Below are 22,641 nucleotides of genomic sequence, written 5' to 3'. Positions count from 1 at the left end.
TGCCCCCGATAGCAATCTAAGCCTTAACCAAAGAACCAGTAGCACACCGCAATAGCCGCCACGACCCCGGCAAACTCCGCCAACAACGCACACCCCACCGCATGCCGCGCCCGCTGGATGCCCACCGACCCGAAGTACACCGCCAACACATAAAACGTGGTCTCGGTGCTGCCCTGGATCGTCGCCGCCACCAACGCCGGGAAGCTGTCCACACCCTGGGTCTGCATGGTCTCGATCAGCATCGCCCGCGCCGCGCTGCCGGAGAACGGCTTGACCATTGCGGTCGGCAGCGCGTCGACAAACCGCGTGTCCATACCGGTCCAGGCCACCACATGGCGAATCCCTTCCAGGCCGAAGTCCAGGGCGCCGGAGGCACGCAACACGCCCACCGCACAGAGCATCGCCACCAGGTAGGGCAGCAGGTTTTTGGCAACGTCAAAGCCTTCCTTGGCCCCTTCGACAAAGGCCTCATACACCTTGACCTTGCGCAAGGCGCCGATCACCAGGAACAGCATGATCAAGCCAAACAGCGTGAGGTTGCCAAGGATCGACGACAACCCGGCCAACGCCGTGGCGGACAGGGTCGCCAGCAACGCCATGAAGCCTCCCAGCACCAACGCGCCGGGAATCAGGTAGGCCAGCACGACAGGGTCCCACAAGCGCAGGCGCTGCATCACCGCCACCGACAGCAGGCCCACCAGCGTCGACGCGCTGGTGGCCAGCAGGATCGGCAGGAACACCAGCGTCGGGTCGGCAGCGCCTTGCTGGGCGCGGTACATGAAGATGGTCACCGGCAACAGCGTCAGCGAGGACGCATTGAGCACCAGGAACAGGATTTGTGCGTTACTCGCCGTATTGGGGATGGGGTTGAGTTCCTGCAGCGCCTTCATGGCTTTGAGGCCGATGGGCGTGGCGGCGTTGTCCAGGCCCAGGCCGTTGGCGGCGAAGTTGAGGGTGATCAAGCCGATGGCCGGGTGGCCGGCCGGCACTTCCGGCATCAGGCGACGAAACAGCGGGCCCAACGCCCTGGCCAGCCAATCGACGATCCCGGCTTTTTCGGCGATACGCAGAAAACCCAGCCACAGTGTCAGGGTGCCGAACAGCAACACCATGACCTCTACCGACAATTTGGCCATGGCGAAAATGCTTTCCACCATCGCTGCAAAAATCCCGGCGTTACCGCCCACCAGCCATTGCGCCAGTGCTGACACCATTGCCACGACAAAGAAGCCAAGCCACAGGCCATTGAGCATCAGTTAAATCCCCCGAAAGATGGGGCGAATGATAACGGGGCTGGCAGAAACGACAAACCCCGGAGTTATCCGGGGTTTGTGTCAGCGCAATCGAGCGATCAGCCGCGAGTGATCTCGCCGGCCGGCAGCGCTTCTTTGCTGCGCCAGTGCGGCAGCGAATTCCAGTAGCGCTCGCCCTTGGCGTCGTCGTACATGCCTTCCCAGCGCGAGATAACCAGTACGGCCAAGGCGTTGCCGATCACGTTCAGCGCGGTACGCGCCATGTCCATTACACGGTCGACACCCGCGATAAACGCCAGGCCTTCCAGTGGAATGCCCACGCTGCCCAGGGTCGCCAGCAGCACTACGAAGGACACGCCCGGCACACCGGCAATGCCTTTGGAGGTGACCATCAGCGTCAGCACCAGCATCAATTGCTGGCCGATCGACAGGTCGATGCCGTACAGCTGGGCAATGAAGATCGCGGCGATGCTCTGGTACAGGGTCGAACCGTCGAGGTTGAACGAGTAACCCGTCGGCACCACGAAGCTGCAGATCGCCTTTGGCGCACCGTAGGCTTCCATCTTCTCGATCACGCGCGGCAGCACGGTTTCGGAGCTGGCGGTGGAGTAGGCAAGCACCAGCTCATCTTTGAAGATGCGCATCAGCTTGAGAATCGAGAACCCGAACAGGCGGGCGATCAGGCCCAGCACCGCAAAGGCGAAGAACAGAATCGCGACGTAAACCAGGATCACCAGCTTGGCCAGTGGCAGCAGCGAGGCAAAGCCGAAGTTGGCGACCGTCACCGCGATCAGGGCAAATACACCGATAGGGGCGTACTTCATGATCATGTGAGTGACTTTGAACATGCTCTCGGACACGCCCTGGAACATGGTCACCAGAGGTTCGCGCAGTTCCGGCTTGAGGCTCGACAAGCCCAGGCCGAACAGCACGGAGAAGAAGATGATCGGCAGCATATCGCCACGGGCGACGGCCGCAAAGATGTTCGACGGGATCAGGTTGAGAATGGTCTCGATGAACGCATGCTCATGCTGCACTTCGGCCGCGGTGGCCTGGTACTTGGAGATATCGACGGTACCCAGGGTACTCATGTCGATGCCCGCGCCCGGGTGGAACAGGTTGGCCAGCAACAAACCGACCACGATGGCGATGGTGGTGACGACTTCAAAGTAGAGAATGGTTTTGACGCCGATGCGACCCAGTTTTTTCGCGTCTCCCACACCGGCAATACCGACGATCAGCGAGGAAATCACGATTGGGATAACGATCATCTTGATCAGGCGGATAAAGATATCGCCCGCCGGCTGCAGCACGTTGCTGATCCACCAGGCCTTTTCAGCACTGAAATGGTTGAGCACTGCACCGATTGCGATCCCCAACACCAAACCGATGAGGATCTGCCAGGCGAGGCTTAGCTTTGCCTTCTTCATGTCATTACCCTTACTTCAAGTGAACTTAAGGCAAATGCGCCAGCTGGACCGCTCGAAAGCGAAAAAGTGTGAGCATCTGCCTCCATGGAAGGTCACCGCAGCGTGGCCGAAATGGCTTACTGGCAGGCGAAAAAAGGCGCAACTATTCCCATGCAAGGCAGCGACGTCTAATGCCGTAAACGCCTACCCTATGCCGAATCGGCATGGCTTTTTTTGAAAATAATTGTCTGAACGGTCAGTTCGAATGCGCCATACAAGCGGGCGAACCTGCCGTGAAGCTGCCAATTACGGCTTGCGCAGAGGTATCGGAGGACTTGGGGTATTGGGTAGAAATGCCTGGAAAATCCGCAGCCTGCCTGCCGAAAACGGCCTGTGGCGTCAGGAGAAATTTCTAGATGGATGGTCGCATCGACATACTACGTAATAATTAGCGAGAGGCAGAAACGAAGAATGCCAGCTATGGGCGGCATGACGCACCGGCCATCAGAGTCATAAGCCCGCCGCAAGTTCAGCAAGCTTGAGGACTTGTGAACTTGCGTCGCAGCTTTTCACCTGACCCGGCCCTTGCGCAGGCACTCCCTGTACCCGTAGGTCGCGCCGATCTTCTCGATCAGAGCAACCCAGCCCCCTGGTCATGCATCGCCCTTGGCGAGCAATGCAAACAGAAAGAAGCAAAGTGGCTTCTTTCTATGGACGCCAGCTCCGTAAGACGGAACCTAGTACCAATTCGGATCTTTCTTGAGCTGCTCCATCAGCAGCTTCTTCATGCCTTCGTCCGGCTTACCGAGAAAGCGGTAATCGGCGTGCCGCGTCGGGGATTTGTCCGCCGGCAGACCGGCCGGGACTTCCACCAACATGGCGAAGGCGTCTTCCTTGTCGAAGCTGAAGGCGACGATCAGGCGCTTGTTCAGGCAGGTATCTGCCGTTTCACACAGCGGCCCTACCAGATACTTGTCGCCATCCTCTTCGACAGCGTTCATCTGCTCGGCCGTACCCGACAGGTTCATCACCCATTCGGGCAGGCGCTCTTCTTTCTTCACCACGCCTTGCCAGGTTTCACGGTATTGCGGGTCCGCGCTGAGCAATTCATTGGCCCGTGATTGGCCGTCGTTGGCGGCCATCACCAAGCCGCTGCCGCCCAACAACAAGGCGGCGGCAATGGCTTTAAAAGACAGAGTGGTCATATTCAGCCTCGGCCTTTACGACCAAAGAAGAACGAAGCGATGAACATCACCAGGAAGACCACGAACAGAATCTTGGCGATACCCGTAGCCGTACCGGCGATACCACCGAAGCCCAGGACTGCAGCCACAATGGCGATGATCAGAAACGTGATTGCCCAACTCAACATGGTGATTCTCCTTAAGCTTTCATAGGGGATACAGCGGTGATGCCATGCGGCCGCTCGGCATGAGCGACGTTGTATTGCCTAGAACACCCAGCGTTCCTGAACCGGCAGTTCGCTCAGGGTGGAATCCTGGTCTGCCACTCTCAATTGCGGGGCGGTTGCATCGGCAGTCGTGCTGGCGACGGAACGGAAATGGGTCTGGGTCATGACGGGACGCTCGAACTGCGGGGCCTGCTGCTGACTCTGCTGCCAATGCTGCATCTGCTGGCCGACGATCAGCGTGACCATCAACGCCAGGCTGGCGAACAGACCTTGCTGCAGATGCAACGGCGATACACGCAATTGGCTGAGGCTTTGGCGAGTCATACTGCTTTCTCCCGCATTCTGATTATTCGTTCATGACGCTTTATGCAGTACCTATTGCAGAGCGCATGCCAGCTTTTTTACAAAATAAAACTCAATAAAATCAATTAGTTACAAATTAAACAGCGGAGCACGGCACAGCATCCTGCACGATGCCCGGTCCAGGGCCGTGCGAAATGCACGATGGTCAGTGGTCGGATCGAGGGATCGAAAGCGAAAAGGCGATTGCCGAAGCGGCGGGAAGATATGAAAACGCCACTAGCTCGGGCCTTTTACCTGGGTGTGTAGGAAGATATGCAGATAGCTACGCGATGCTTCCTTTTATCGATCAGAATAAACCATGCAACTTGCCCGATTATTCCGGGACTAAACACCAACATTCATAGTTAAGGAGCGCGGGACAGATGGAATCAGCCAAGGAACTTCAAGGCCGCATTCTTTTAGTGGATGACGAGTCCGCGATCCTCCGTACCTTCCGCTATTGCCTGGAAGATGAAGGCTACACCGTTGCCACCGCCAACAGCGCAGCCCAGGCCGATGCCTTGATGCAACGCCAAGTGTTCGACCTGTGCTTTCTAGACTTGCGCCTGGGCGAGGACAACGGCCTGGATGTATTGGCGCATATGCGTATTCAAGCGCCATGGATGCGTGTCGTGATCGTTACTGCCCATTCGGCGGTGGACACAGCGGTAGATGCCATTCAGGCCGGCGCCGCAGACTACCTGGTCAAACCCTGCAGCCCGGACCAGTTGCGCCTGGCCACCGCCAAGCAGCTGGAAGTACGCCAGCTCTCGGCACGCCTGGAAGCCCTGGAAGGCGCGGTGCGCCAGCCCAAGGACGGGCTCGACTCCCACAGCCCGGCCATGATGGTGGTATTGGAAACCGCACGGCAGGTAGCCGGTACCGATGCCAATATCCTGATCCTCGGCGAGTCGGGTACCGGTAAAGGTGAGCTGGCGCGGGCCATTCACGGCTGGAGCAAACGCTCGAAGAAATCCTGTGTGACCATCAACTGCCCATCGTTGACCGCCGAACTGATGGAGAGCGAACTGTTCGGCCACAGCCGCGGCGCATTTACCGGCGCCAGCGAAAGCACATTGGGCCGCGTCAACCAGGCAGACGGCGGCACGCTGTTTCTCGACGAGATCGGCGACTTTCCCCTCACCCTGCAACCCAAACTGCTGCGCTTTATTCAGGATAAGGAATACGAGCGGGTGGGCGACCCGGTTACCCGCCGCGCAGATGTGCGCATTCTTGCCGCTACCAACCTGAATCTGGAAGACATGGTGCGCGACGGCCGCTTCCGTGAAGACTTGCTGTATCGCCTCAACGTCATCACGCTGCACCTGCCGCCGCTGCGCGAACGCAGCGAAGACATCCTGACCCTGGCCGACCGCTTCCTGGCGCGCTTCGTCAAGGAGTATGCCCGTCCGGCGCGGGGCTTCAGCGATCAGGCGCGCGAAGCGCTGCTCAATTATCGTTGGCCCGGCAACATCCGTGAGCTGCGCAACGTGGTGGAACGCGCCAGCATCATCTGCCCTCAGGAGAAGGTCGAGATCAGTCACCTCGGCATGGCGGAGCAACCCACCAACAACGCACCACGCGTTGGTGCGGCGCTGAGCCTGGACGAACTCGAAAAAGCCCACATCGGCGCGGTGCTTGCCACCAGCGACACGTTGGATCAAGCCGCTCGTACTCTCGGCATCGACGCGTCGACCCTGTATCGCAAACGCAAACAGTACAACTTATGAGCTGTACCTCATGAAGCTTGCGATGAAACTGCGCACCCGGTTATTCCTGAGCATCTCGGCGTTGATCACCGTAGCGCTGCTGGGGCTGATCCTGGGCCTGGTCAGCGTCATGCAGATGGCCAAGACCCAGGAGTCGTTGATTCGCAGCAATTTCGTCACCCTCGACCTGGGCGTGAAGTTGCGCCAGAGCCTGGGCGATCAACTGATCATGATGCTCGAAAAGCGTCCTGATCCGGCTGCCCTGGAGGCCTCCAAACAGCGCTACTTTGACCTGTTGGACCAGGGTATAGCCCATGAACAGCGTGACGGCCATACCCACGGTTTCGATCAGGCACGCAAGGACTACCAGAACCTGCTGCAGGCATTTGACGAATCCCAGCAGAACCCGTCTCTACCGGGCAGCAAGGAAAAGCTCACTGAAACCTTCAATACCCTGCGCAACGGGCTGATCGTCCACCACAAACTGGCGCTGGAAAATATCAGCACGAGCGAGCATAAATCCCGAGAGCGTGCGCTGTTAATCGCCAGCTTGCTCGGGCTGGTGGGCCTTGCGGTGTTGATCATCGGTTTTGTGACCGCCCATGGCATCGCCCGGCGATTCGGCGCGCCCATCGAAGCGCTGGCCAAGGCTGCCGATAAAATCGGGCAAGGCGATTTCGAAGTGACATTGCCGATATCGACGGCGGCGGAAATGAACCAACTGACCCGTCGCTTCGGCATCATGGCCGAGGCCTTGCGCCAACATCAGGCCACCAATGTCGATGAGTTGCTTGCGGGGCAGCAGCGGCTGCAAGCGGTGCTCGACAGCATCGACGATGGCTTGCTGATGATTGACCGCGAAGGCCACCTTGAACACCTCAACCCCGTCGCGCAACGCCAGCTGGGCTGGGACGAAGAGCGCCTCGGCCAGGGCCTGGGCGAAGCACTGGGCCGCCCGGAAATGGATGAGCAACTGCATCTGGTGCTGCGCGGCGGCAACCTTGAGCGGGCACCGGAGGACCTGGAGGTGGAAGTCGAAGGCGAGCTGCGCCTGCTGACGTACAGCCTCACTCCCGTCAGCCACACACAGGGGCATATCCTGGGCGCGGTGATGGTGCTGCATGACGTCACCGAGCAGCGTGCCTTTGAGCGGGTGCGCAGCGAGTTCGTATTACGCGCCTCCCACGAGTTGCGTACACCGGTGACCGGCATGCACATGGCGTTCGGGCTCTTCCGCGAACGCGCCAAGTTCCCGGCGGAATCACGCGAAGCGGACTTGCTGGATACGGTCAACGAAGAAATGCAGCGGTTGATGCAGTTGATCAACGATTTGCTCAACTTCTCGCGTTATCAGAACGGCCTGCAGAAACTCACGCTGGGGCCGTGCGATGTCAATGATCTGCTGGAACATGCCCAGGCCCGGTTTGTTGAACCTGCGAACGCGCAACGTGTTGAACTGGTGATCGAGGCCCAGCCCGACCTGCCACGCCTGTACGCCGACCAGGCGCAACTGGAGCGCGTGCTCGATAATTTGCTGGGTAACGCCCTGCGACACACGGCGCAGGGCGGGCAGATCCGCTTGCAGGCACGACGTCATGGCGAACGGGTGATTATCAGCGTCGAGGACAACGGCGAAGGTATAGCCTACGGCCAGCAAGGGCGCATCTTCGAGCCTTTCGTGCAGGTAGGGCGCAAGAAAGGCGGCGCCGGCCTCGGGCTGGCGCTGTGCAAGGAGATCGTGCAATTGCACGGCGGCCGCATGGGGGTGTATTCACGACCGGGGCAGGGAACGCAATTCTATATGGCCTTGCCTTTGTAAGAACCAGCTCCCTGGCCACAAAGGGCTCGCTACCCTTCAGCGCTGGTTCAAGGCGCGCAGGATCGCCGCACTTTGCGCATCAGGCGTTCCGTCGAACAGCGATGGACGGAAATGCATCTGGAACGCGGCGATCACATGGCGCGTGGCCACATCCAGCTCACCGGTTTGCGGTGTCGGGTAGCCCAGGCGCGCGAGTTCTTCCTGGAACCAGGTGATGCTCGGCAGTTGCGCGGCGTACTGCTGCTGGAGTCGAGCCACTGCCTGGGCATCCGGCCAGACCCCCAGGCCCTCATCGGCCAGACGCTTCCAGGGAAACAACGGGCCCGGGTCCAATTTGCGCAGCGGCGCGATGTCGCTGTGCCCGATGATGTTCCTGGGTTCGATACCGTTACGCTTGCTGATGTCCTTGAGCAACACCACCAGTGATTGCACCTGCGCTTCGGAGTACGGGTACCACACCCGGCCAGTCGGGGTATCGCTATAGCCAGGGTTGACGATCTCGATGCCGATGGAGCTGGAGTTGAGCCAGGTGCGCCCCATCCATTCGCTTTCCCCGGCATGCCAGGCGCGCCGGCTTTCATCAACCAGCTTGTAGATCGTGCCCGAAGCATCGTCGCCGATCAGGTAATGACTGCTGACCTGACCATGAGTCAGCAGCGCCAGTGAGCGCTCAAGATTGGCCGAGGTGTAATGCACCACAACGAACTGCACGCGGTTGTCGTGGTTCACCGAAGGATGGCTGGTATTAAGGCGCGGACCGCTGGAACAGCCGGCGAGCAGAACAACTGCAACGGCAATGAAGAAAGATTTCATAGGAGAAGGCATTACACAAAGGACGATAATGCAACAGTGTAACGTAACGCTGATGGGCAGGCGCTCAAATTACATAATCAGAACATCTTTACCCCGCCTGCACCTGATTACGCCCCGCTGCCTTGGCCCTGTAGAGCGCTTCATCGGCACGCTTGAGTGCCAGGTCACTGCGCTCGCCCGGCTGGAACTGCGCGATACCCATCGATACCGTGACGGTCACCGGCTCGCCCTTGAAATGGAAGGGGCAAGCCTCGACAGCCATTCGCAGCACCTCACCCAAGGCCAGAGCATCCGACAAGGCCGAGTCGGGCATCAACAGCACAAATTCTTCGCCGCCGAAACGCGCAATGAAATCGGTCGGGCGCAGGCGCTTGCGCAACACATTGGCGATGATCTTCAGTACTTTGTCGCCGGCCAAGTGACCGTAGCCGTCGTTGATGCGCTTGAAGTGGTCCAGGTCCAGCATGGCCAGTGAAAGGGCGTTGCCCTGCTGATGCCAGGCATTGACCTCATGGTCCAGGCGTTCACTCCAGGCCGCGCGATTGTGCAGGCCGGTGAGCGGATCAAGCAGCGCCTTCTGGCGCTGGATCTCCAAATGCTCACGATAGCCCTGGGCTTCCTGCTCCATGTTCGCCACCCGCTCGGCCAGGCCCTGGAGGCGCGCCGCCACTTCGCATTCGCGCTGGTCGCGCTGTTGCTGGTGTTGGTCCATGGTGCCGAGCAAGCCTTCAAGGTGGCTTTCCAGCACCTGCTTGAGGCTGTCCAGATCGGCCGCGTCCTGCACGCTGCTTTGCAGGCCGTCCACTTGTTCGCGAATCTGCGTGTCCAGCTCCCGAGCGGCGGAGCGGCTGTCGGCGTGCTCGTCGCTGGCAAACTGCAAATGGCCCTTGAATGCCTCAAGGCGCTCGTTGAGCTGTTTAAGGTAAGCCTCGAACTCATGCTGACCGCTATCGGTGAGGGCCAACATCAGCACCGCCAAATCGTCGAGGATCGGCAGCAGTTCGTACCAATTCAGACCATGGGCCAGACGCTCGCGCATGGCTTCGGCCTGAGGCCAATAGCGCTCGGGCAGGGACAGTTCTTCGAGCAGGCCGAGCAAAGTGTCTTCAATATGCTTGGCCACCGAGCTGTAGGAAGGCTCCGGCGAATCGGGCAGGGCGTAGAGACCGTCCTGTTGCAGCGCGTCGGGGTCGGGCTCTGCGGTATCCAATACGGGCGGGAGTGAAAGGCTGCCGATCAGCGTTTCCTCAGGCGCATCGACGGGATCTTGTGGCGCTTCTATAAAAGCCGCGAGTGCGCTTTCGGGAGCGGCTTCTTCGGCTGGTGTTTCAGGCGCCTCGGGGTCGAGGGTTTCGTCAGGCTTGGGTGTGGACGTGGCCGCGGGTGACGCTTGAGCAGGCGCTTCGAACTCGAATGTTACGCTGGCCGGCGCCTCTTTGACGGGGGCCGCAGGCTCAGGCATAGAGGCGGCCGTGGTAGGCGGTAACGGCGCAAAAGCCCGCAATGCCTGGGTCAGCTCCTCGGATTGCGCGGGCTCTGGAGATTCAGGCGCAGCAGGTGAGGACGCGACGGGTTTTGACGCAGCGGGCGTCTCGGGCGCGGGCGCCGGCGCTTCGTTCGAGTGCTCCTTGGCACCAAACAAGCGCTGCAATAACCCAGGCCCCGAGCGCGGCGTTTCGCCATCCGGCTCCAGGTTATGCAGCGCCTGCTCCTGCAGGCTGCTCAACTCGCTGAGCAGCAGCGGTATTTCCCGTGCCTGCCCGACTCGACCGTCAAGCTGCTTGGCAAACGTCTTCAGCGGGCGCGCCACTTCACGGGGTAGCGGAAGTTTCTGCAACTGCGCGACCAGGGCGGTGAGGGCGGTACTGATCTGGTCGACCCGGGTTTCGCGGCGCTGCTCGGAGTCGAGTACAGCCTTTTCCAGACGCGGCAGCAGGGCGGCGAGGGCAGCGTCCATGTCGTCGGTGCGCACGACATCGCGCATTTCCTTCATGCATTGATCGACTGCGCGGTCAGTGCCTTCAGCCGCCAGCGTGCTGCGCACCAGCCCTCGGCGCAACAGGTCGAGGCGGGCGGCCCAGCGGCGCTCGAGCTGGTCTTGTTGCTCAACGCTTTTAAGGTACTTTTCTTTCCAGCGCTGGGCGTCGTCGCTCATGCAAGGGGTCCGCCGGGGTCTGGGCTCAACGCAGGGAACGCATCAGCCGTCAGCGAACCCGGCAGACGAATCTCTACCGCGACCGGCAGGTGATCTGAAATGGGCTGCGCCAGGACTTGCACACTTTCCAGTGTGAGGGTCGGGCTGAGCAGGATATGGTCCAGGCAGCGCTGCGGGCGCCAACTGGGAAACGTGGCTTCGACCTGCGGCGCCAGTAAGCCGAGGTCACGCAGCGGGGAATTCTGCAGCAGGTCGTTGGCGTGGGTGTTCATGTCACCCATCAACACCTGATGCTTGTAGTTGCCAATCAAGTCGCGCACATAGGCCAACTGAAGATTGCGTGTACGCCCGCCGAGCGCCAGGTGCATCATCACCACCACCAGGGCTTCCGGGCCTTCGCCAAAACGCACCAGGATCGCGCCACGCCCCTTGGGGCCTGGCAACGGGTGATCCTCGATGACGGTCGGCTTCAAGCGACTGAGCACACCATTGCTGTGCTGCGCCAGACGCCCGAGGTTGCGATTGAGTTGCTGGTACCAGTAGGGGAAGGCACCGAGCTGGGCAAGGTGCTCCACCTGGTTGATGTAGCCGGAGCGCAGGCTGCCACCATCGGCTTCCTGCAGGGCGACGAGGTCGAAGTCGCTGAGCAGGTCGCCGATTTTCTGCAGGTTGCCGGTACGCCCCTTGTGCGGCAGCAAGTGCTGCCAGCCACGCGTGAGGTAGTGCCGATATTTCTCGGTACTGTTACCCACCTGAATATTGAAACTGAGCAGGCGCAAGCGGCTGTCTGCCGGCAGGCCTGTGGACTCCAGGTGATGTTCGTTGACCTGCGGGTCATGCAGGCCTACGACACGTTCGGTACCCCAACGACGCATGGCGAGCCCCTTACTTGGCCGCGCGCTCTTTGGCGATCAGCTGGTCGGCAACATTGAGGGTCGCTTCAGGACCACCGGTAGTACCCAGGTCGAAACGGTATTTGCCGTTGACGATCATGGTGGGTACGCCCTGCACACCGTACTTCTGCGCGAGTTCCTTGGCCTGCTTGATCTGGCCCTGGATGGCAAAGGAGTTGAACGTGGCCAGGAACTTGTCTTTGTCGACACCCTGGGTGGCGACGAAGTCAGCCATTTCGTCCGGCTTGGTCAGGCGCTTGCCTTCTTTCTGGATCGCGTTGAATACCGCGTTATGGACCTTGTGCTCCACACCCATGGCTTCCAGGGTCAGGAACAGTTGGCCATGGGCATCCCATGGGCCGCCGAACATGGCCGGAATGCGCTTGAAGTTCACGTCCTTGGGCAGTTTTTCAACCCAAGGGTTGATGGTCGGTTCAAAGGCGTAGCAATGCGGGCAGCCGTACCAGAACAGCTCCACCACTTCGATCTTGCCGGGCACCGAAACCGGGACCGGGTTAGTCAATTCAACGTAGGTTTTACCGGCTTCAAGCGGCACGTCGGCGGCTTGCGCGGTCATGCCGAAGAGACTGGCAGTGACGAGAGCGGCGCTGAGGATCAGATTACGCATGCTTTACTCCTGGACAAATAAAGTCGCCTCACGCGACCTTTGTTGTGACAGGTCTACGCGGACATGAGTTCGTTAGTGTAACGGCAGCGGCCACAAAAAAGGGCGGCCCTGGCCACCCTTTTTATGCTTGCATCGACGGATTAATCGAGCGTTAACGTTGCGGGCTGTCAGTGCAAGCCCTGGATGTAACTGGAGATTGCCGCAATGTCTTCATCGCTCAATTTGCGGGCGATGGTGCGCATGGTCATTGCGTCGCCATCGTTGGCCCGACCGGATTCTTCCTTGCGGAAGTCGGTCAGCTGTTTGGCGATATAGCCAGCGTGCTGGCCGCTCAGGTGCGGGAAGCCAGCGGCGGCATTGCCAACGCCATTGGGCGAATGGCAGCCGGTACAGGCGGGCAGGCCCTTGTCCAGGTCGCCGCCACGAAACAGTTTCTCGCCACGGGCGACCAGTTTCGGATCGGCAGCTCCCACACTGCCTTTCTGACTGGCAAAATACGCCGCGATATCCGCCATGTCCTGATCGCTGGTATTGCTCAGCAAGCCCGTCATTTCCAGGACTGTGCGCTTGCCGCTCTTGATGTCCTGCATCTGCTTGACCAGGTAACGCTCACCCTGGCCGGCCAGTTTGGGGAAGTTCGGCGCCGGGCTGTTACCGTCCGGTCCGTGGCAAGCACCACACACGGCGGCTTTCGCCTGCCCCGCGGTAGCGTCGCCTGCAGCATGGGCAACACCGGTGATGCCCAAGGTCAACAGCAGACTCACGATCAGTTTGTTCATCAGCTAATCCAACTACGGCTAAGGGTTTAAGAGTTATCTACCGGGTTTACTCACCATCAATTCATTGATGGCCTGGTAATCCTCAGTACTGCAGTCCATGCACAAACCACGCGGCGGCATTGCCTTGAAACCCCGGGGCAATCAATTGATCATGTGTCGATCAATTAAGGGTTTGAGAGCGTTTTGCGTTCTAATGCGCAATAAAGGTCTTTTCGCTCCCGTGAACTTCATCCTTCGCTGGGACAAAGCACACACAAAATCTGCGGCATTATATACTGGCGCTACTGAAACGGAAACGACACCGCTTGCCGCACCCTTATTCGGCACCGCCCACATCGGAAAACTCATGCAACTCAAGAATCCCATCCTCGGCCTGTGCCAACAGTCCACCTTCATGCTCAGCGCCGCCAAAGTGGACCAATGCCCCGATGACGAAGGCTTTGAAGTCGCCTTTGCCGGCCGTTCCAACGCCGGCAAGTCCAGCGCACTGAACACCCTGACCCACGCGAGCCTGGCGCGCACCTCAAAAACCCCGGGCCGCACGCAACTGCTCAATTTCTTCAAGCTAGACGATGATCGGCGTCTGGTCGACCTGCCGGGCTACGGTTATGCAAAAGTCCCTATCCCGTTGAAGCTGCACTGGCAGCGTCACCTGGAGGCTTACCTGGGTGGCCGGGAGAGTTTGAAGGGTTTGATCCTGATGATGGACATCCGCCATCCAATGACCGATTTCGACCTGTTGATGCTCGATTGGGCGGTCGCCAGCGGCATGCCGATGCATATCCTGCTGACCAAGGCCGACAAGCTGACCTACGGCGCAGCCAAGAACACCCTGCTCAAAGTGCAGTCCGAAATCCGCAAGGGTTGGGGCGATGCAATCACCATTCAATTGTTCTCCGCGCCAAAGCGCATGGGCCTGGAAGACGCCTACACCGTACTGGCCGGCTGGATGGAATTGGCGGACAAGGGCGCGGAAATCGCCGAATAACTTTTCTGCGGGCAAAAAAAACCCCGGACTTCGTATGGGGAGGGGAAGTTCGGGGTCCAAGTTCCGGACCGCTAGGGCGGAGTCCGGATATCTGCCAACACTTAACACAACATAGGAGCATTGAAGGGCTTCACCACCCATTCAGTAACTCTGAGTGGCAGTTCACAGGTTAAGTTCCGGCAGATTAAAAAAACACTTGGAAATAACTGACGGCGGTTTCCGATCTAAAGCGCTTCGCCATCACGTGTTGGGATGGCGAAGCCGCAGAATCAATGAGCCTCGTCCCAGTTATCACCTACGCCCACGTCCACTACCAGGGGCACGTCCAGCTGCGCGGCAGCGCTCATGTGCTCGCGGACCCTCTCACTGACCTCGGCGACCAGATCCTCACGGACCTCCAGTACCAGTTCGTCGTGCACCTGCAGGATGACCTTGGCGTCCAGGCCTGACTCGGCCAGCCAGTTGTCCACCTTGACCATGGCTTTTTTGATGATGTCCGCCGCGGTGCCCTGCATCGGCGCGTTGATCGCGGTGCGTTCTGCCGCCGCGCGCTCCTGAGGCTTGTTGGAGTTGATATCCGGCAAGTACAGGCGCCGCCCGAAGAAGGTTTCTACGTAGCCCTGGTCCGCCGCCTGGGCACGGGTGCGCTCCATGTACTCGCGCACCCCGGGATAGCGGGCGAAGTACACATCGATATAGGCCTTGGCGGTCTTGGTGTCGACGCCAATGTCCTTGCCCAGCTTCTGGGCGCCCATGCCGTAGATCAGGCCGAAGTTGATCGCCTTGGCGCTGCGGCGCTGGTTGGATGTGACCTCGGTCAATTCAACCTTGAACACTTCGGCAGCCGTGGCGGTGTGCACGTCCAGATCGTTGCGAAAGGCATTCATCAATCCTTCGTCCTTCGACAGGTGCGCCATGATCCGCAGTTCGATCTGCGAATAGTCCGCCGCCAGCAGCTTGTAACCATTGGGCGCGATAAACGCCTGGCGAATGCGCCGCCCCTCGGCGGTACGCACCGGGATGTTCTGCAGGTTCGGATCGCTGGAGGACAAGCGCCCGGTCGCAGCCACCGCCTGGTGGTAGGACGTATGAATACGCCCGGTGCGGGGGTTGATCTGTTCCGGCAGGCGGTCGGTATAGGTACTTTTCAGTTTGCTCATGCTGCGGTACTGCATGAGGACCTTGGGCAACGGAAAATCATCCTCCGCCAGTTTGGCCAGCACTTCTTCGGCGGTGGAGGCCTGCCCCTTGCCGGTCTTCTTCAACACCGGCATGCCGAGCTTCTCGTAAAGAATCGCCCCGAGCTGCTTGGGCGAACCCAGGTTGAATGCCTCGCCGGCGATTTCGAAGGCCTGGCGCTCCAGCTCGATCATCTTGTTGCCCAGCTCGATGCTCTGGATGCCCAGCAGGTCCTTGTCCACCAAAGCGCCCTGGCGCTCGATACGTGCCAGCACCGGCACCAACGGTATCTCGATATCCGTCAGTACGCTGGCCAGGCTCGGGATCGCGGTCAGCTTCGCGTGCAGTTCCTGATGCAGGCGCAAGGTCACGTCGGCATCTTCGGCCGCGTAGGGGCCGGCTTGCTCAAGGGCGATCTGGTCGAAGGTCAGCTGTTTGGCGCCCCTGCCGGCGATGTCCTGGAAGCTGACGGTGTCGTGGTCCAGGTACTTCTTCGCCAGGCTGTCCATGTCATGGCGGGTCGCGGTGGAGTTCAGCACGTAGGATTCGAGCATGGTATCGAAGGCGATGCCGCGCACAGTGATGCCCTGCGCCGGGTCGCCGCCGATGGCGCAGTTGGCCAGGATGTTCATGTCGAACTTGGCGTGCTGGCCGACCTTGAGCCTGGCCGGATCTTCCAATACCGGTTTCAAGGCCAGCAGTACGGTGTCACGGTCCAATTGCTCCGGCGCGCCCGCGTAGGCATGCGTCAGCGGGATATAGGCGGCTTCGTGGGCCTGTACCGCAAACGACAGCCCGACCAATTGGGCTTGCTGGGCATCGATCCCAGTGGTCTCGGTATCGAAGGCAAACAATGGCGCATCATTGAGTTTCTTCAGCCACAGATCGAATGTGGCCTGGTCAAGAATGGTGGTGTAAACCGTCTCCACCGGCACCGCGATAACCGCCTCGGCAGGCGCCTCGGTAACCGGCACAACCTCATTGGCCGCCTTGAGCTCGACCCGCTTGGTATCGCGCTGGATCTCGTCGTACCAGCTCTTGAATTCCAGCAGCGTGTACAACTCCAGCAGCTTTTCGCGATCCGGCTCGATCAGGTGCAAGTCGTCCAGGCCGATGTCCAGGGGTACGTCGATTTTGATCGTCGCCAGCCGATAGGACAGGAACGCCATCTCCTTGTGCTCTTCCAGCTTGGCCGGCAGCGTCTTGGCGCCACGGATCGGCAGGGTCGGCACAATATCCAGCTGCTCATACAGCTCTTTCAGGCCGCCATTGACCCCCACCAGCAAACCGGAGGCGGTCTTCGGACCAATGCCGGGAACGCCAGGAATGTTGTCGGAGGAATCGCCCATCAATGCCAGATAATCAATGATCTGCTCCGGAGCGACGCCGAATTTCTCCTTTACGCCCTCAACGTCCATCGAACTACCGGTCATGGTGTTGACCAAGGTAATGTGCCCGTCCACCAGTTGCGCCATGTCCTTGTCGCCGGTGGAGATCACCACCGGGCGGTCAGCGGCGGCGCTGCTGCGGGCCAGGGTGCCGATCACGTCATCGGCCTCGACGCCTTCGACGCACAGCAGCGGGAAGCCCAGGGCGATCACGCTCTGGTGCAGGGGCTCGATCTGCAGGCGCATATCATCGGGCATGCTCGGGCGATTGGCCTTGTAGTCGGCGAACATTTCATCGCGAAAGGTCCCGCCCTTGGCGTCGAATACCACGGCGAACGGGCTGTCCGGGTATTGCCTGCGCAGGCTCTTGAGCATGTTCAACACGCCCTTGACCGCGCCGGTCGGCAGGCCTTTGGAGGTGGTCAGCGGTGGCAGCGCATGGAAGGCGCGGTACAGATAAGAAGAACCGTCCACCAGGACGAGGGGCGCTTGGCTCATGAGCAGGATCAACCTTTTCGGCGGGTCAGGCGCTAGAATAGCCGGACCAATGAAAACAAAGGGACAAGGTTATCATGCGTACATTCAATCGCCTGCTGTTCACTGGCTTGATTGCACTCGCTCCGATGGCTGCCATGGCGGCCGACGATGCCCCTTCGGGCGACCCGGAGGTGACCATTCGCACGGAAGGCGACAAGACTATTCAGGAATACCGCCAAAACGGCTTTTTGTACGCCATCAAGGTCACGCCAAAAGGCGCTCCACCGTATTTCCTGGTACGCGCCGATGGAACCGACGCGAACTTCATCCGTTCTGACCAGCCGGATATGCTGATCCCGTCATGGAAGATCTTCGAATGGAAATGATTCCCTAATTTCAACCGGCGCCGCCCTGAGCGGCGCCCGTAACGGCAGTTTTAACCATGTCTGTGTTCACCCCCCTGGCTCGGCCCGAGCTGGAAACCTTTCTTGCCCCTTACGGGCTCGGCCGCCTGCTTGATTTCCAGGGGATTGCCGCCGGTAGCGAAAACACCAACTTCTTTATCAGCCTGGAACAAGGCGAATTCGTCCTGACCCTGGTTGAACGCGGCCCCGTGGCAGAAATGCCGTTCTTTATCGAACTGCTCGACGTGCTCCACGACGCCGACCTGCCGGTGCCGTACGCCCTGCGCACCACCGACGGTATCGCTTTGCGCGAACTCAAGGGCAAACCCGCCTTGCTGCAACCGCGCCTGGCCGGCAAGCACATCAAGGACGCCAATGCCCAGCATTGCGCCCAGGTCGGCGAACTGCTCGGGCATCTGCACCTGGCAACCCAGGGCGACAAGGTGCTGGAGCGCAAGACCGACCGCGGGCTGGACTGGATGCTCAGTGAAGGCGCGCAGTTGATTTCGCACCTCAACGACGCACAACAGCGCCTGCTGCAGGACGCGTTGAGCGAGATCGAAACCCACAAGGCGCAGATCCTCGCCCTGCCGCGCGCCAACGTTCACGCCGACCTGTTCCGCGATAACGCGATGTTCGAAGGCACGCACCTGACCGGCCTGATCGACTTCTACAATGCCTGCTCGGGGCCGATGCTGTACGACGTCGCCATCGCCTTGAACGACTGGTGTTCGGATGCCGAGGGCGTGATTGACGGGCAACGCGCCCGGGCACTGCTGGGTGCCTATGCAGGGTTGCGGCCGTTTACCGCGAAGGAAGCCGAGCTATGGCCGACCCTGCTGCGCGTGGCGTGCGTGCGGTTCTGGCTGTCGCGGCTGATCGCGGCCGAGTCGTTTGCCGGGCAGGATGTGTTGATTCACGACCCTGCCGAATTCGAGCATCGCCTGCTGCAGCGCCAACAGGTGGCTGTGCATCTGCCGTTCGCGCTCTGAAGATCTGCTCAGTCCAAATGTAGGAGCGAGCTTGCTCGCGAAAAACGTCAACGATAACGCGTGCTTTCTGAATGAACGCGGTGCCTGTGAGTTTTTCGCGAGCAAGCTCGCTCCTACAACAAGCCTTAACGCTTGCCCCACATTTAGAGTGACTCCAGGCATCCGGCCAGATCATTGCCGAGCTTTTCCAGCACCTGCTCATAACCCTGAGCAGTGGCCGGGGTGTAGCCACCCAGCGCATCCAGCTCCGCCAATTTCACCGGCAACCCGGCAACCAATGTCTCGGCCAATCGCGGCCGCAACGGTGGCTCGCTGAACACGCAAGTCTTGCCCACCTCCTGCAAACGCGTACGCATCGCCGCCACATGCTGGGCGCCGGGCTGCACTTCGGCGGCCACGCTGAACACGCCGGCGTGCTTCAAGCCGTAAGCGTCTTCGAAGTAATCAAAGGCCTCGTGGAACACAAAGTAAGGCTTGCCCTCTACGCTTGCCAGACGCTTCTTCAGACGTATGTCCAGCGCATCCAGGCGGCCCTCGAAGGCTTTGGCGTTGCTTTGATAACGCTCGGCGTTGGCCGGATCGGCCGTACTCAGGTCAGCCGCCATACGCGCAGCGATCACCCGCGCGTTTACCGTCGACAACCACAAATGCGCATCGACGCTGCCGGGGCGATGATCGTGATCATGCTCGTCGGCTTCGTCGGCGTGGGAGTGGCTATCTTCGCCGAAAATGCGAAGTTTCATGCCTGGCAGATCCTGTACCGCCACAGTTGTCGCCGTACGGCCGTTCAACACGCGCGGCAAAAACGTTTCCATGTCCGGACCAATCCAGTACAGCAGGTCGACCGACTGCACGCGCCGTACGTCGGATGGGCGCAAGGCGAAGTTATGCGGCGACGCACCCGGCGGCAGCAGCACTTCCGGGACGGCCACGCCGTCCTGCACGGCAGCGGCAATCAGTTGCAGCGGCTTGATGCTGGTCAGCACCTTGACCTCGGCCTGAGCGGCGCCAGCCATGAACAAACTGGTGACAAATACGACAAAAACGGGAAAAAGTCGGGACACGATGACCACTCAATGGCGTAGGAACAGGTAACATAATAACGTCTCTATCAAATATCTGTCGCCGCTCATGCCTATAACACCGCTTGCCAGCCGTCCCCATGACCACTCTCACTGCGTGCACAGCGCGCTGTCGGAGGCCGACACCCTATGCGCGCAGAAGGGTTTGCGCCTGACCGCGCTGCGTCGACGCGTGCTGGAGCTGGTGTGGCAAAGCCACAAGCCGCTGGGCGCGTACGACATCCTCGGCGTACTCAGCGAGCAGGACGGCCGCCGCGCCGCACCGCCCACGGTTTACCGTGCGCTGGATTTCCTGCTGGAAAACGGCCTGGTGCACCGCATCGCCTCGCTCAACGCCTTTGTCGGCTGCAACCACCCGGAACACGCGCATCAGGGCCAGTTCCTGATTTGCCGCCAGTGCCATGCCGCCATCGAGCTTGAACAGAAAAGCATCAGCGATGCCATCATCAAAAGCGCCGCCGAAGTCGGCTTCAGCGTCGAAGGGCAAACGGTCGAAGTGGTCGGCCTGTGCTCGGGCTGTCAGGGGGCTTGATGAGCAACGCGTTAATCCGCCTGGAGCAGGTCGGGGTCACGTTCGCCGGGCAACAGGTGCTGGACAACATTGCGTTGAGCGTGGAGCCGGGGCAGATCGTGACCCTGATCGGCCCCAACGGCGCCGGCAAGACCACCCTGGTGCGCGCCGTGCTGGGCCTGCTCAAGCCCGATCGCGGCAGTGTATGGCGCAAGCCCAGGCTGCGCGTGGGCTATATGCCGCAGAAGCTGCACGTAGACCCCACGCTGCCGCTGTCGGTATTACGCTTTCTGCGCCTGGTGCCGGGGGTAGACCGCGCGCGCGCCCAGGCGGCGCTCAAGGAAGTCGGCGCCGAACAGGTGATCGACAGCCCGGTGCAGAGCATTTCCGGCGGCGAAATGCAGCGTGTGCTGCTGGCCCGCGCCCTGTTGCGCGAGCCGCAGTTGCTGGTGCTCGATGAACCGGTGCAAGGCGTCGATGTCGCGGGTCAAGCCGAGCTGTACAGCCTGATCACCCGTCTGCGCGATCGCCATGGCTGTGGTGTGCTGATGGTCTCCCACGACTTGCACCTGGTGATGAGCACCACCGACCAGGTGGTGTGCCTGAACCGTCACGTGTGCTGCTCCGGCCACCCGGAACAGGTCAGCGGCGACCCGGCGTTCGTCGAGCTGTTCGGCAAGAACGCCCAGAGCCTAGCGATTTATCACCACCATCACGACCACGCCCACGATCTGCATGGCGCCGTTGTCGATGACGCTTCTACCCCCCACGTTCATGGAGATAGCTGCAAGCATGGCTGATTTTCTGCTCTACGCCCTGCTGGCAGGCTTGGCTTTGGCGTTGGTGGCGGGCCCGTTGGGTTCGTTCGTGGTCTGGCGGCGCATGGCGTACTTTGGCGACACCTTGTCCCATGCGGCGTTGCTGGGCGTGGCCATGGGCTTCCTGCTGGATGTGAGTCCGACCATCGCCGTCACCGTCGGCTGCCTGCTGTTGGCGGTGTTGCTGGTGACGCTGCAACAGCGCCAGCCACTGGCCTCCGATACGCTGCTGGGCATCCTGGCGCCGAGTACCTTGTCCCTGGGCCTGGTGGTGCTGAGCTTCATGCATGAAGTGCGCATCGACCTGATGGCCTACCTGTTTGGCGATCTGCTGGCGATCAGCCCGACCGATCTGACGTGGATCCTCGGCGGCAGCGCGGCGGTGCTGGTGCTGCTGGTGAGCCTGTGGCGCCCACTGCTGGCGATCACCGTGCATGAAGAACTCGCCACGGTGGAAGGTTTGCCCGTGCCGGCCCTGCGCCTGGCGCTGATGTTGCTGATCGCGGTGGTGATCGCTGTCGCGATGAAGATTGTCGGCGTATTGTTGATCACCTCACTGCTGATCATTCCAGCCGCCGCCGCTCAGCGCCATGCCCGTTCGCCGGAGCAAATGGCAGTCGGCGCCAGTCTGTTAGGCATGCTCGCAGTGTGTGGGGGCCTGGCGTTGTCATGGTTCAAGGACACGCCGGCCGGGCCGTCGATTGTGGTATCGGCCGCCGCCCTGTTTCTGCTGAGTTTTGTCCTGCCCCGTCGAGGGGTGTAGACTTGCTCGCTTTTTGCGCAAATAGAGAGTCGCAGGAATGAAGCCGTTCGCCTCCCGTTATCTGCTCCTTGCCGCATTTTCCCTGCTGCTGGGCGCCTGTCAAAGCACACCGCCCGCCGCTTCCGGAGCGCCGGACCCGCGCGCTGCGGCCATCGCGCAGCTGGAGCAAAACCTGGCCAGCAGCGAATTGGCCACCGCCGAAGACCAGCTCGCCACCTTGCAGGCCCAATCGCCCAATGACCCGGCACTTGAGGCTTACCAGCGGCAGTTGGCCGAAGCCTACCTTCAGCGCAGCCAGATCGTGCTGCAAAAGGGTGACGTCAACGCCGCCGCTACAGCATTGAGCCGGGCGCGTGCGCTGATGCCCAAGGCCCCCGCCTTGACCGGAGGCGTCAACAGCGCCATCAGCCATGCGCGCAAAGCCGAGCTGGATCAGGCCGAGGCCGCCTTGAAAGCGGCCGAAGCCAAGCCCGCCGCCAAGGTCATCGACCCGGCGGCGCCGAGCACCACCGTGGCGCTGAACCTGGTGGATGTCGAAGCCATGCGCCATCAGCTGGATGCCATCGCCACCGACGTGGTGAATTACCAGTGCGACGTCAGCATCCAGGTGCCACGCACCGAGGATTACCCGTGGCTGGCCACATTGCTGACCAAACGGGTGAAACGGATTGATTCGGGGTATGAGCTGAAGATTCACCGGCAGATTCTGAAGCACATTCCGGCGCAGGTTGTGCTGATTCCGCGTAAGGCGGACTAAAAGCATCGGGGGCAAGCCCCCTCCCACACTTGAATGTATTCACAATTCAAATGTGGGAGGGGGCTTGCCCC

The 22,641-nt window shown here is 60.6% G+C and carries 21 protein-coding genes and 1 pseudogene; 9 read left to right on the top strand and 13 right to left on the bottom strand.

The genetic code is table 11. The features are described 5' to 3' along the window. Nucleotides 1–23: 23 nt before the first annotated feature. From MRY17_RS00455 to MRY17_RS00435, 5 genes are all read right to left on the bottom strand, one after another. Complete coding sequence (locus tag MRY17_RS00455; protein WP_124421863.1) at nucleotides 24–1,253, bottom strand: nucleoside recognition domain-containing protein; 1,230 nt, start codon at nucleotides 1,251–1,253, stop codon at nucleotides 24–26. Between the two features lie 98 nt (nucleotides 1,254–1,351). Beyond that, on the bottom strand, nucleotides 1,352–2,683 hold the full coding sequence (gene gltP / locus MRY17_RS00450; protein WP_181285384.1) for a glutamate/aspartate:proton symporter GltP: 1,332 nt from the start codon (nucleotides 2,681–2,683) through the stop codon (nucleotides 1,352–1,354). A 716-nt stretch (nucleotides 2,684–3,399) separates the two neighbouring features. Continuing rightward, on the bottom strand, nucleotides 3,400–3,867 hold the full coding sequence (locus MRY17_RS00445) for an inhibitor of vertebrate lysozyme family protein (protein WP_181285383.1): 468 nt from the start codon (nucleotides 3,865–3,867) through the stop codon (nucleotides 3,400–3,402). A gap of 2 nt (nucleotides 3,868–3,869) precedes the next feature. Continuing rightward, nucleotides 3,870–4,034, bottom strand: a complete 165-nt coding sequence (locus MRY17_RS00440) for a DUF1328 domain-containing protein (RefSeq protein WP_003187386.1) — start codon at nucleotides 4,032–4,034, stop codon at nucleotides 3,870–3,872. Nucleotides 4,035–4,112: 78 nt separating this feature from the next. Next, nucleotides 4,113–4,397, bottom strand: coding sequence for a hypothetical protein (locus MRY17_RS00435; RefSeq protein ID WP_191953633.1), 285 nt, complete (start codon nucleotides 4,395–4,397; stop codon nucleotides 4,113–4,115). Between the two features lie 401 nt (nucleotides 4,398–4,798). On the opposite strand from MRY17_RS00435, the gene algB reads away from it, so the two are divergent. After that, nucleotides 4,799–6,145, top strand: coding sequence for a sigma-54-dependent response regulator transcription factor AlgB (gene algB / locus MRY17_RS00430; protein ID WP_181285381.1), 1,347 nt, complete (start codon nucleotides 4,799–4,801; stop codon nucleotides 6,143–6,145). Nucleotides 6,146–6,155: 10 nt separating this feature from the next. Next, entirely contained in the window at nucleotides 6,156–7,943 is a 1,788-nt protein-coding gene (locus tag MRY17_RS00425; protein WP_181285380.1) for an ATP-binding protein, read from the top strand. A gap of 36 nt (nucleotides 7,944–7,979) precedes the next feature. Here the strand turns inward: MRY17_RS00425 and MRY17_RS00420 are convergent, their stop codons facing one another. The 6 genes and pseudogenes from MRY17_RS00420 to MRY17_RS00395 form a co-directional block, all read right to left on the bottom strand. Beyond that, nucleotides 7,980–8,756 carry an N-acetylmuramoyl-L-alanine amidase gene (locus MRY17_RS00420; protein ID WP_191953634.1) on the bottom strand — a complete coding sequence of 259 codons (777 nt, stop codon included), beginning with the start codon at nucleotides 8,754–8,756 and terminating at the stop codon, nucleotides 7,980–7,982. Between the two features lie 88 nt (nucleotides 8,757–8,844). Further along, nucleotides 8,845–10,911, bottom strand: a complete 2,067-nt coding sequence (locus tag MRY17_RS00415) for a diguanylate cyclase (RefSeq protein ID WP_181285378.1) — start codon at nucleotides 10,909–10,911, stop codon at nucleotides 8,845–8,847. Next, complete coding sequence (locus MRY17_RS00410) at nucleotides 10,908–11,786, bottom strand: endonuclease/exonuclease/phosphatase family protein (RefSeq protein WP_181285377.1); 879 nt, start codon at nucleotides 11,784–11,786, stop codon at nucleotides 10,908–10,910. Before MRY17_RS00410 ends, MRY17_RS00415 begins: the two co-directional genes overlap by 4 nt. A gap of 10 nt (nucleotides 11,787–11,796) precedes the next feature. Further along, a complete protein-coding gene (dsbA, locus tag MRY17_RS00405) occupies nucleotides 11,797–12,432 on the bottom strand; it encodes a thiol:disulfide interchange protein DsbA (RefSeq protein ID WP_057725687.1) in 636 nt (211 codons plus the stop codon). Nucleotides 12,433–12,599: 167 nt separating this feature from the next. After that, on the bottom strand, nucleotides 12,600–13,211 hold the full coding sequence (locus MRY17_RS00400) for a c-type cytochrome (protein ID WP_181285376.1): 612 nt from the start codon (nucleotides 13,209–13,211) through the stop codon (nucleotides 12,600–12,602). A gap of 33 nt (nucleotides 13,212–13,244) precedes the next feature. Continuing rightward, nucleotides 13,245–13,346: pseudogene (locus MRY17_RS00395) on the bottom strand (cytochrome); the annotation flags it as partial. Between the two features lie 211 nt (nucleotides 13,347–13,557). Here MRY17_RS00395 and yihA point away from each other — a divergent pair. Next, complete coding sequence (gene yihA, locus MRY17_RS00390) at nucleotides 13,558–14,199, top strand: ribosome biogenesis GTP-binding protein YihA/YsxC (protein WP_042943980.1); 642 nt, start codon at nucleotides 13,558–13,560, stop codon at nucleotides 14,197–14,199. A 269-nt stretch (nucleotides 14,200–14,468) separates the two neighbouring features. Here yihA and polA read toward each other — a convergent pair whose 3' ends face one another. After that, nucleotides 14,469–17,264 carry a DNA polymerase I gene (polA, locus tag MRY17_RS00385; protein WP_243353097.1) on the bottom strand — a complete coding sequence of 932 codons (2,796 nt, stop codon included), beginning with the start codon at nucleotides 17,262–17,264 and terminating at the stop codon, nucleotides 14,469–14,471. 74 nt (nucleotides 17,265–17,338) lie between these two features. Between polA and MRY17_RS00380 the strand changes: the two genes are divergently transcribed. Beyond that, a complete protein-coding gene (locus MRY17_RS00380) occupies nucleotides 17,339–17,629 on the top strand; it encodes a DUF2782 domain-containing protein (RefSeq protein ID WP_057725690.1) in 291 nt (96 codons plus the stop codon). A gap of 56 nt (nucleotides 17,630–17,685) precedes the next feature. Further along, nucleotides 17,686–18,639, top strand: coding sequence for a homoserine kinase (locus MRY17_RS00375; protein WP_191953637.1), 954 nt, complete (start codon nucleotides 17,686–17,688; stop codon nucleotides 18,637–18,639). 143 nt (nucleotides 18,640–18,782) lie between these two features. Here MRY17_RS00375 and MRY17_RS00370 read toward each other — a convergent pair whose 3' ends face one another. Further along, entirely contained in the window at nucleotides 18,783–19,712 is a 930-nt protein-coding gene (locus MRY17_RS00370) for a zinc ABC transporter substrate-binding protein (RefSeq protein ID WP_243353096.1), read from the bottom strand. Nucleotides 19,713–19,770: 58 nt separating this feature from the next. On the opposite strand from MRY17_RS00370, the gene MRY17_RS00365 reads away from it, so the two are divergent. The 4 genes from MRY17_RS00365 to MRY17_RS00350 are packed head-to-tail and all read left to right on the top strand — an operon-like array spanning nucleotide 19,771 to nucleotide 22,570. Further along, nucleotides 19,771–20,253, top strand: coding sequence for a Fur family transcriptional regulator (locus MRY17_RS00365; RefSeq protein ID WP_057725693.1), 483 nt, complete (start codon nucleotides 19,771–19,773; stop codon nucleotides 20,251–20,253). After that, nucleotides 20,253–21,032, top strand: coding sequence for a zinc ABC transporter ATP-binding protein ZnuC (gene znuC / locus MRY17_RS00360; protein WP_181285425.1), 780 nt, complete (start codon nucleotides 20,253–20,255; stop codon nucleotides 21,030–21,032). Before MRY17_RS00365 ends, znuC begins: the two co-directional genes overlap by 1 nt. After that, nucleotides 21,025–21,813, top strand: coding sequence for a zinc ABC transporter permease subunit ZnuB (gene znuB / locus MRY17_RS00355; protein ID WP_181285424.1), 789 nt, complete (start codon nucleotides 21,025–21,027; stop codon nucleotides 21,811–21,813). Before znuC ends, znuB begins: the two co-directional genes overlap by 8 nt. Nucleotides 21,814–21,850: 37 nt before the next feature. Continuing rightward, nucleotides 21,851–22,570, top strand: a complete 720-nt coding sequence (locus MRY17_RS00350) for a PA5502 family lipoprotein (RefSeq protein WP_181285423.1) — start codon at nucleotides 21,851–21,853, stop codon at nucleotides 22,568–22,570. The last annotated feature ends 71 nt before the right edge of the window (nucleotides 22,571–22,641 follow it).

Origin of the sequence: Pseudomonas orientalis (genome assembly GCF_022807995.1) — a bacterium.
Taxonomy (GTDB): domain Bacteria; phylum Pseudomonadota; class Gammaproteobacteria; order Pseudomonadales; family Pseudomonadaceae; genus Aquipseudomonas; species Aquipseudomonas orientalis_B.
The sequence above is the reverse complement of the archived record's forward strand: the minus strand, read 5'-3'. Positions and strand labels throughout refer to the sequence as shown.

Coding starts and splice junctions, on each gene's coding strand:
- MRY17_RS00455 (WP_124421863.1), bottom strand. CDS start 1,253: ATGCTCAATGGCCTGTGGCTTGGCTTCTTTGTCGTGGCAATGGTGTCA.
- gltP (WP_181285384.1), bottom strand. CDS start 2,683: ATGAAGAAGGCAAAGCTAAGCCTCGCCTGGCAGATCCTCATCGGTTTG.
- MRY17_RS00445 (WP_181285383.1), bottom strand. CDS start 3,867: ATGACCACTCTGTCTTTTAAAGCCATTGCCGCCGCCTTGTTGTTGGGC.
- MRY17_RS00440 (WP_003187386.1), bottom strand. CDS start 4,034: ATGTTGAGTTGGGCAATCACGTTTCTGATCATCGCCATTGTGGCTGCA.
- MRY17_RS00435 (WP_191953633.1), bottom strand. CDS start 4,397: ATGACTCGCCAAAGCCTCAGCCAATTGCGTGTATCGCCGTTGCATCTG.
- algB (WP_181285381.1), top strand. CDS start 4,799: ATGGAATCAGCCAAGGAACTTCAAGGCCGCATTCTTTTAGTGGATGAC.
- MRY17_RS00425 (WP_181285380.1), top strand. CDS start 6,156: ATGAAGCTTGCGATGAAACTGCGCACCCGGTTATTCCTGAGCATCTCG.
- MRY17_RS00420 (WP_191953634.1), bottom strand. CDS start 8,756: ATGAAATCTTTCTTCATTGCCGTTGCAGTTGTTCTGCTCGCCGGCTGT.
- MRY17_RS00415 (WP_181285378.1), bottom strand. CDS start 10,911: ATGAGCGACGACGCCCAGCGCTGGAAAGAAAAGTACCTTAAAAGCGTT.
- MRY17_RS00410 (WP_181285377.1), bottom strand. CDS start 11,786: ATGCGTCGTTGGGGTACCGAACGTGTCGTAGGCCTGCATGACCCGCAG.
- dsbA (WP_057725687.1), bottom strand. CDS start 12,432: ATGCGTAATCTGATCCTCAGCGCCGCTCTCGTCACTGCCAGTCTCTTC.
- MRY17_RS00400 (WP_181285376.1), bottom strand. CDS start 13,211: ATGAACAAACTGATCGTGAGTCTGCTGTTGACCTTGGGCATCACCGGT.
- yihA (WP_042943980.1), top strand. CDS start 13,558: ATGCAACTCAAGAATCCCATCCTCGGCCTGTGCCAACAGTCCACCTTC.
- polA (WP_243353097.1), bottom strand. CDS start 17,264: ATGAGCCAAGCGCCCCTCGTCCTGGTGGACGGTTCTTCTTATCTGTAC.
- MRY17_RS00380 (WP_057725690.1), top strand. CDS start 17,339: ATGCGTACATTCAATCGCCTGCTGTTCACTGGCTTGATTGCACTCGCT.
- MRY17_RS00375 (WP_191953637.1), top strand. CDS start 17,686: ATGTCTGTGTTCACCCCCCTGGCTCGGCCCGAGCTGGAAACCTTTCTT.
- MRY17_RS00365 (WP_057725693.1), top strand. CDS start 19,771: ATGCCTATAACACCGCTTGCCAGCCGTCCCCATGACCACTCTCACTGC.
- znuC (WP_181285425.1), top strand. CDS start 20,253: ATGAGCAACGCGTTAATCCGCCTGGAGCAGGTCGGGGTCACGTTCGCC.
- znuB (WP_181285424.1), top strand. CDS start 21,025: ATGGCTGATTTTCTGCTCTACGCCCTGCTGGCAGGCTTGGCTTTGGCG.
- MRY17_RS00350 (WP_181285423.1), top strand. CDS start 21,851: ATGAAGCCGTTCGCCTCCCGTTATCTGCTCCTTGCCGCATTTTCCCTG.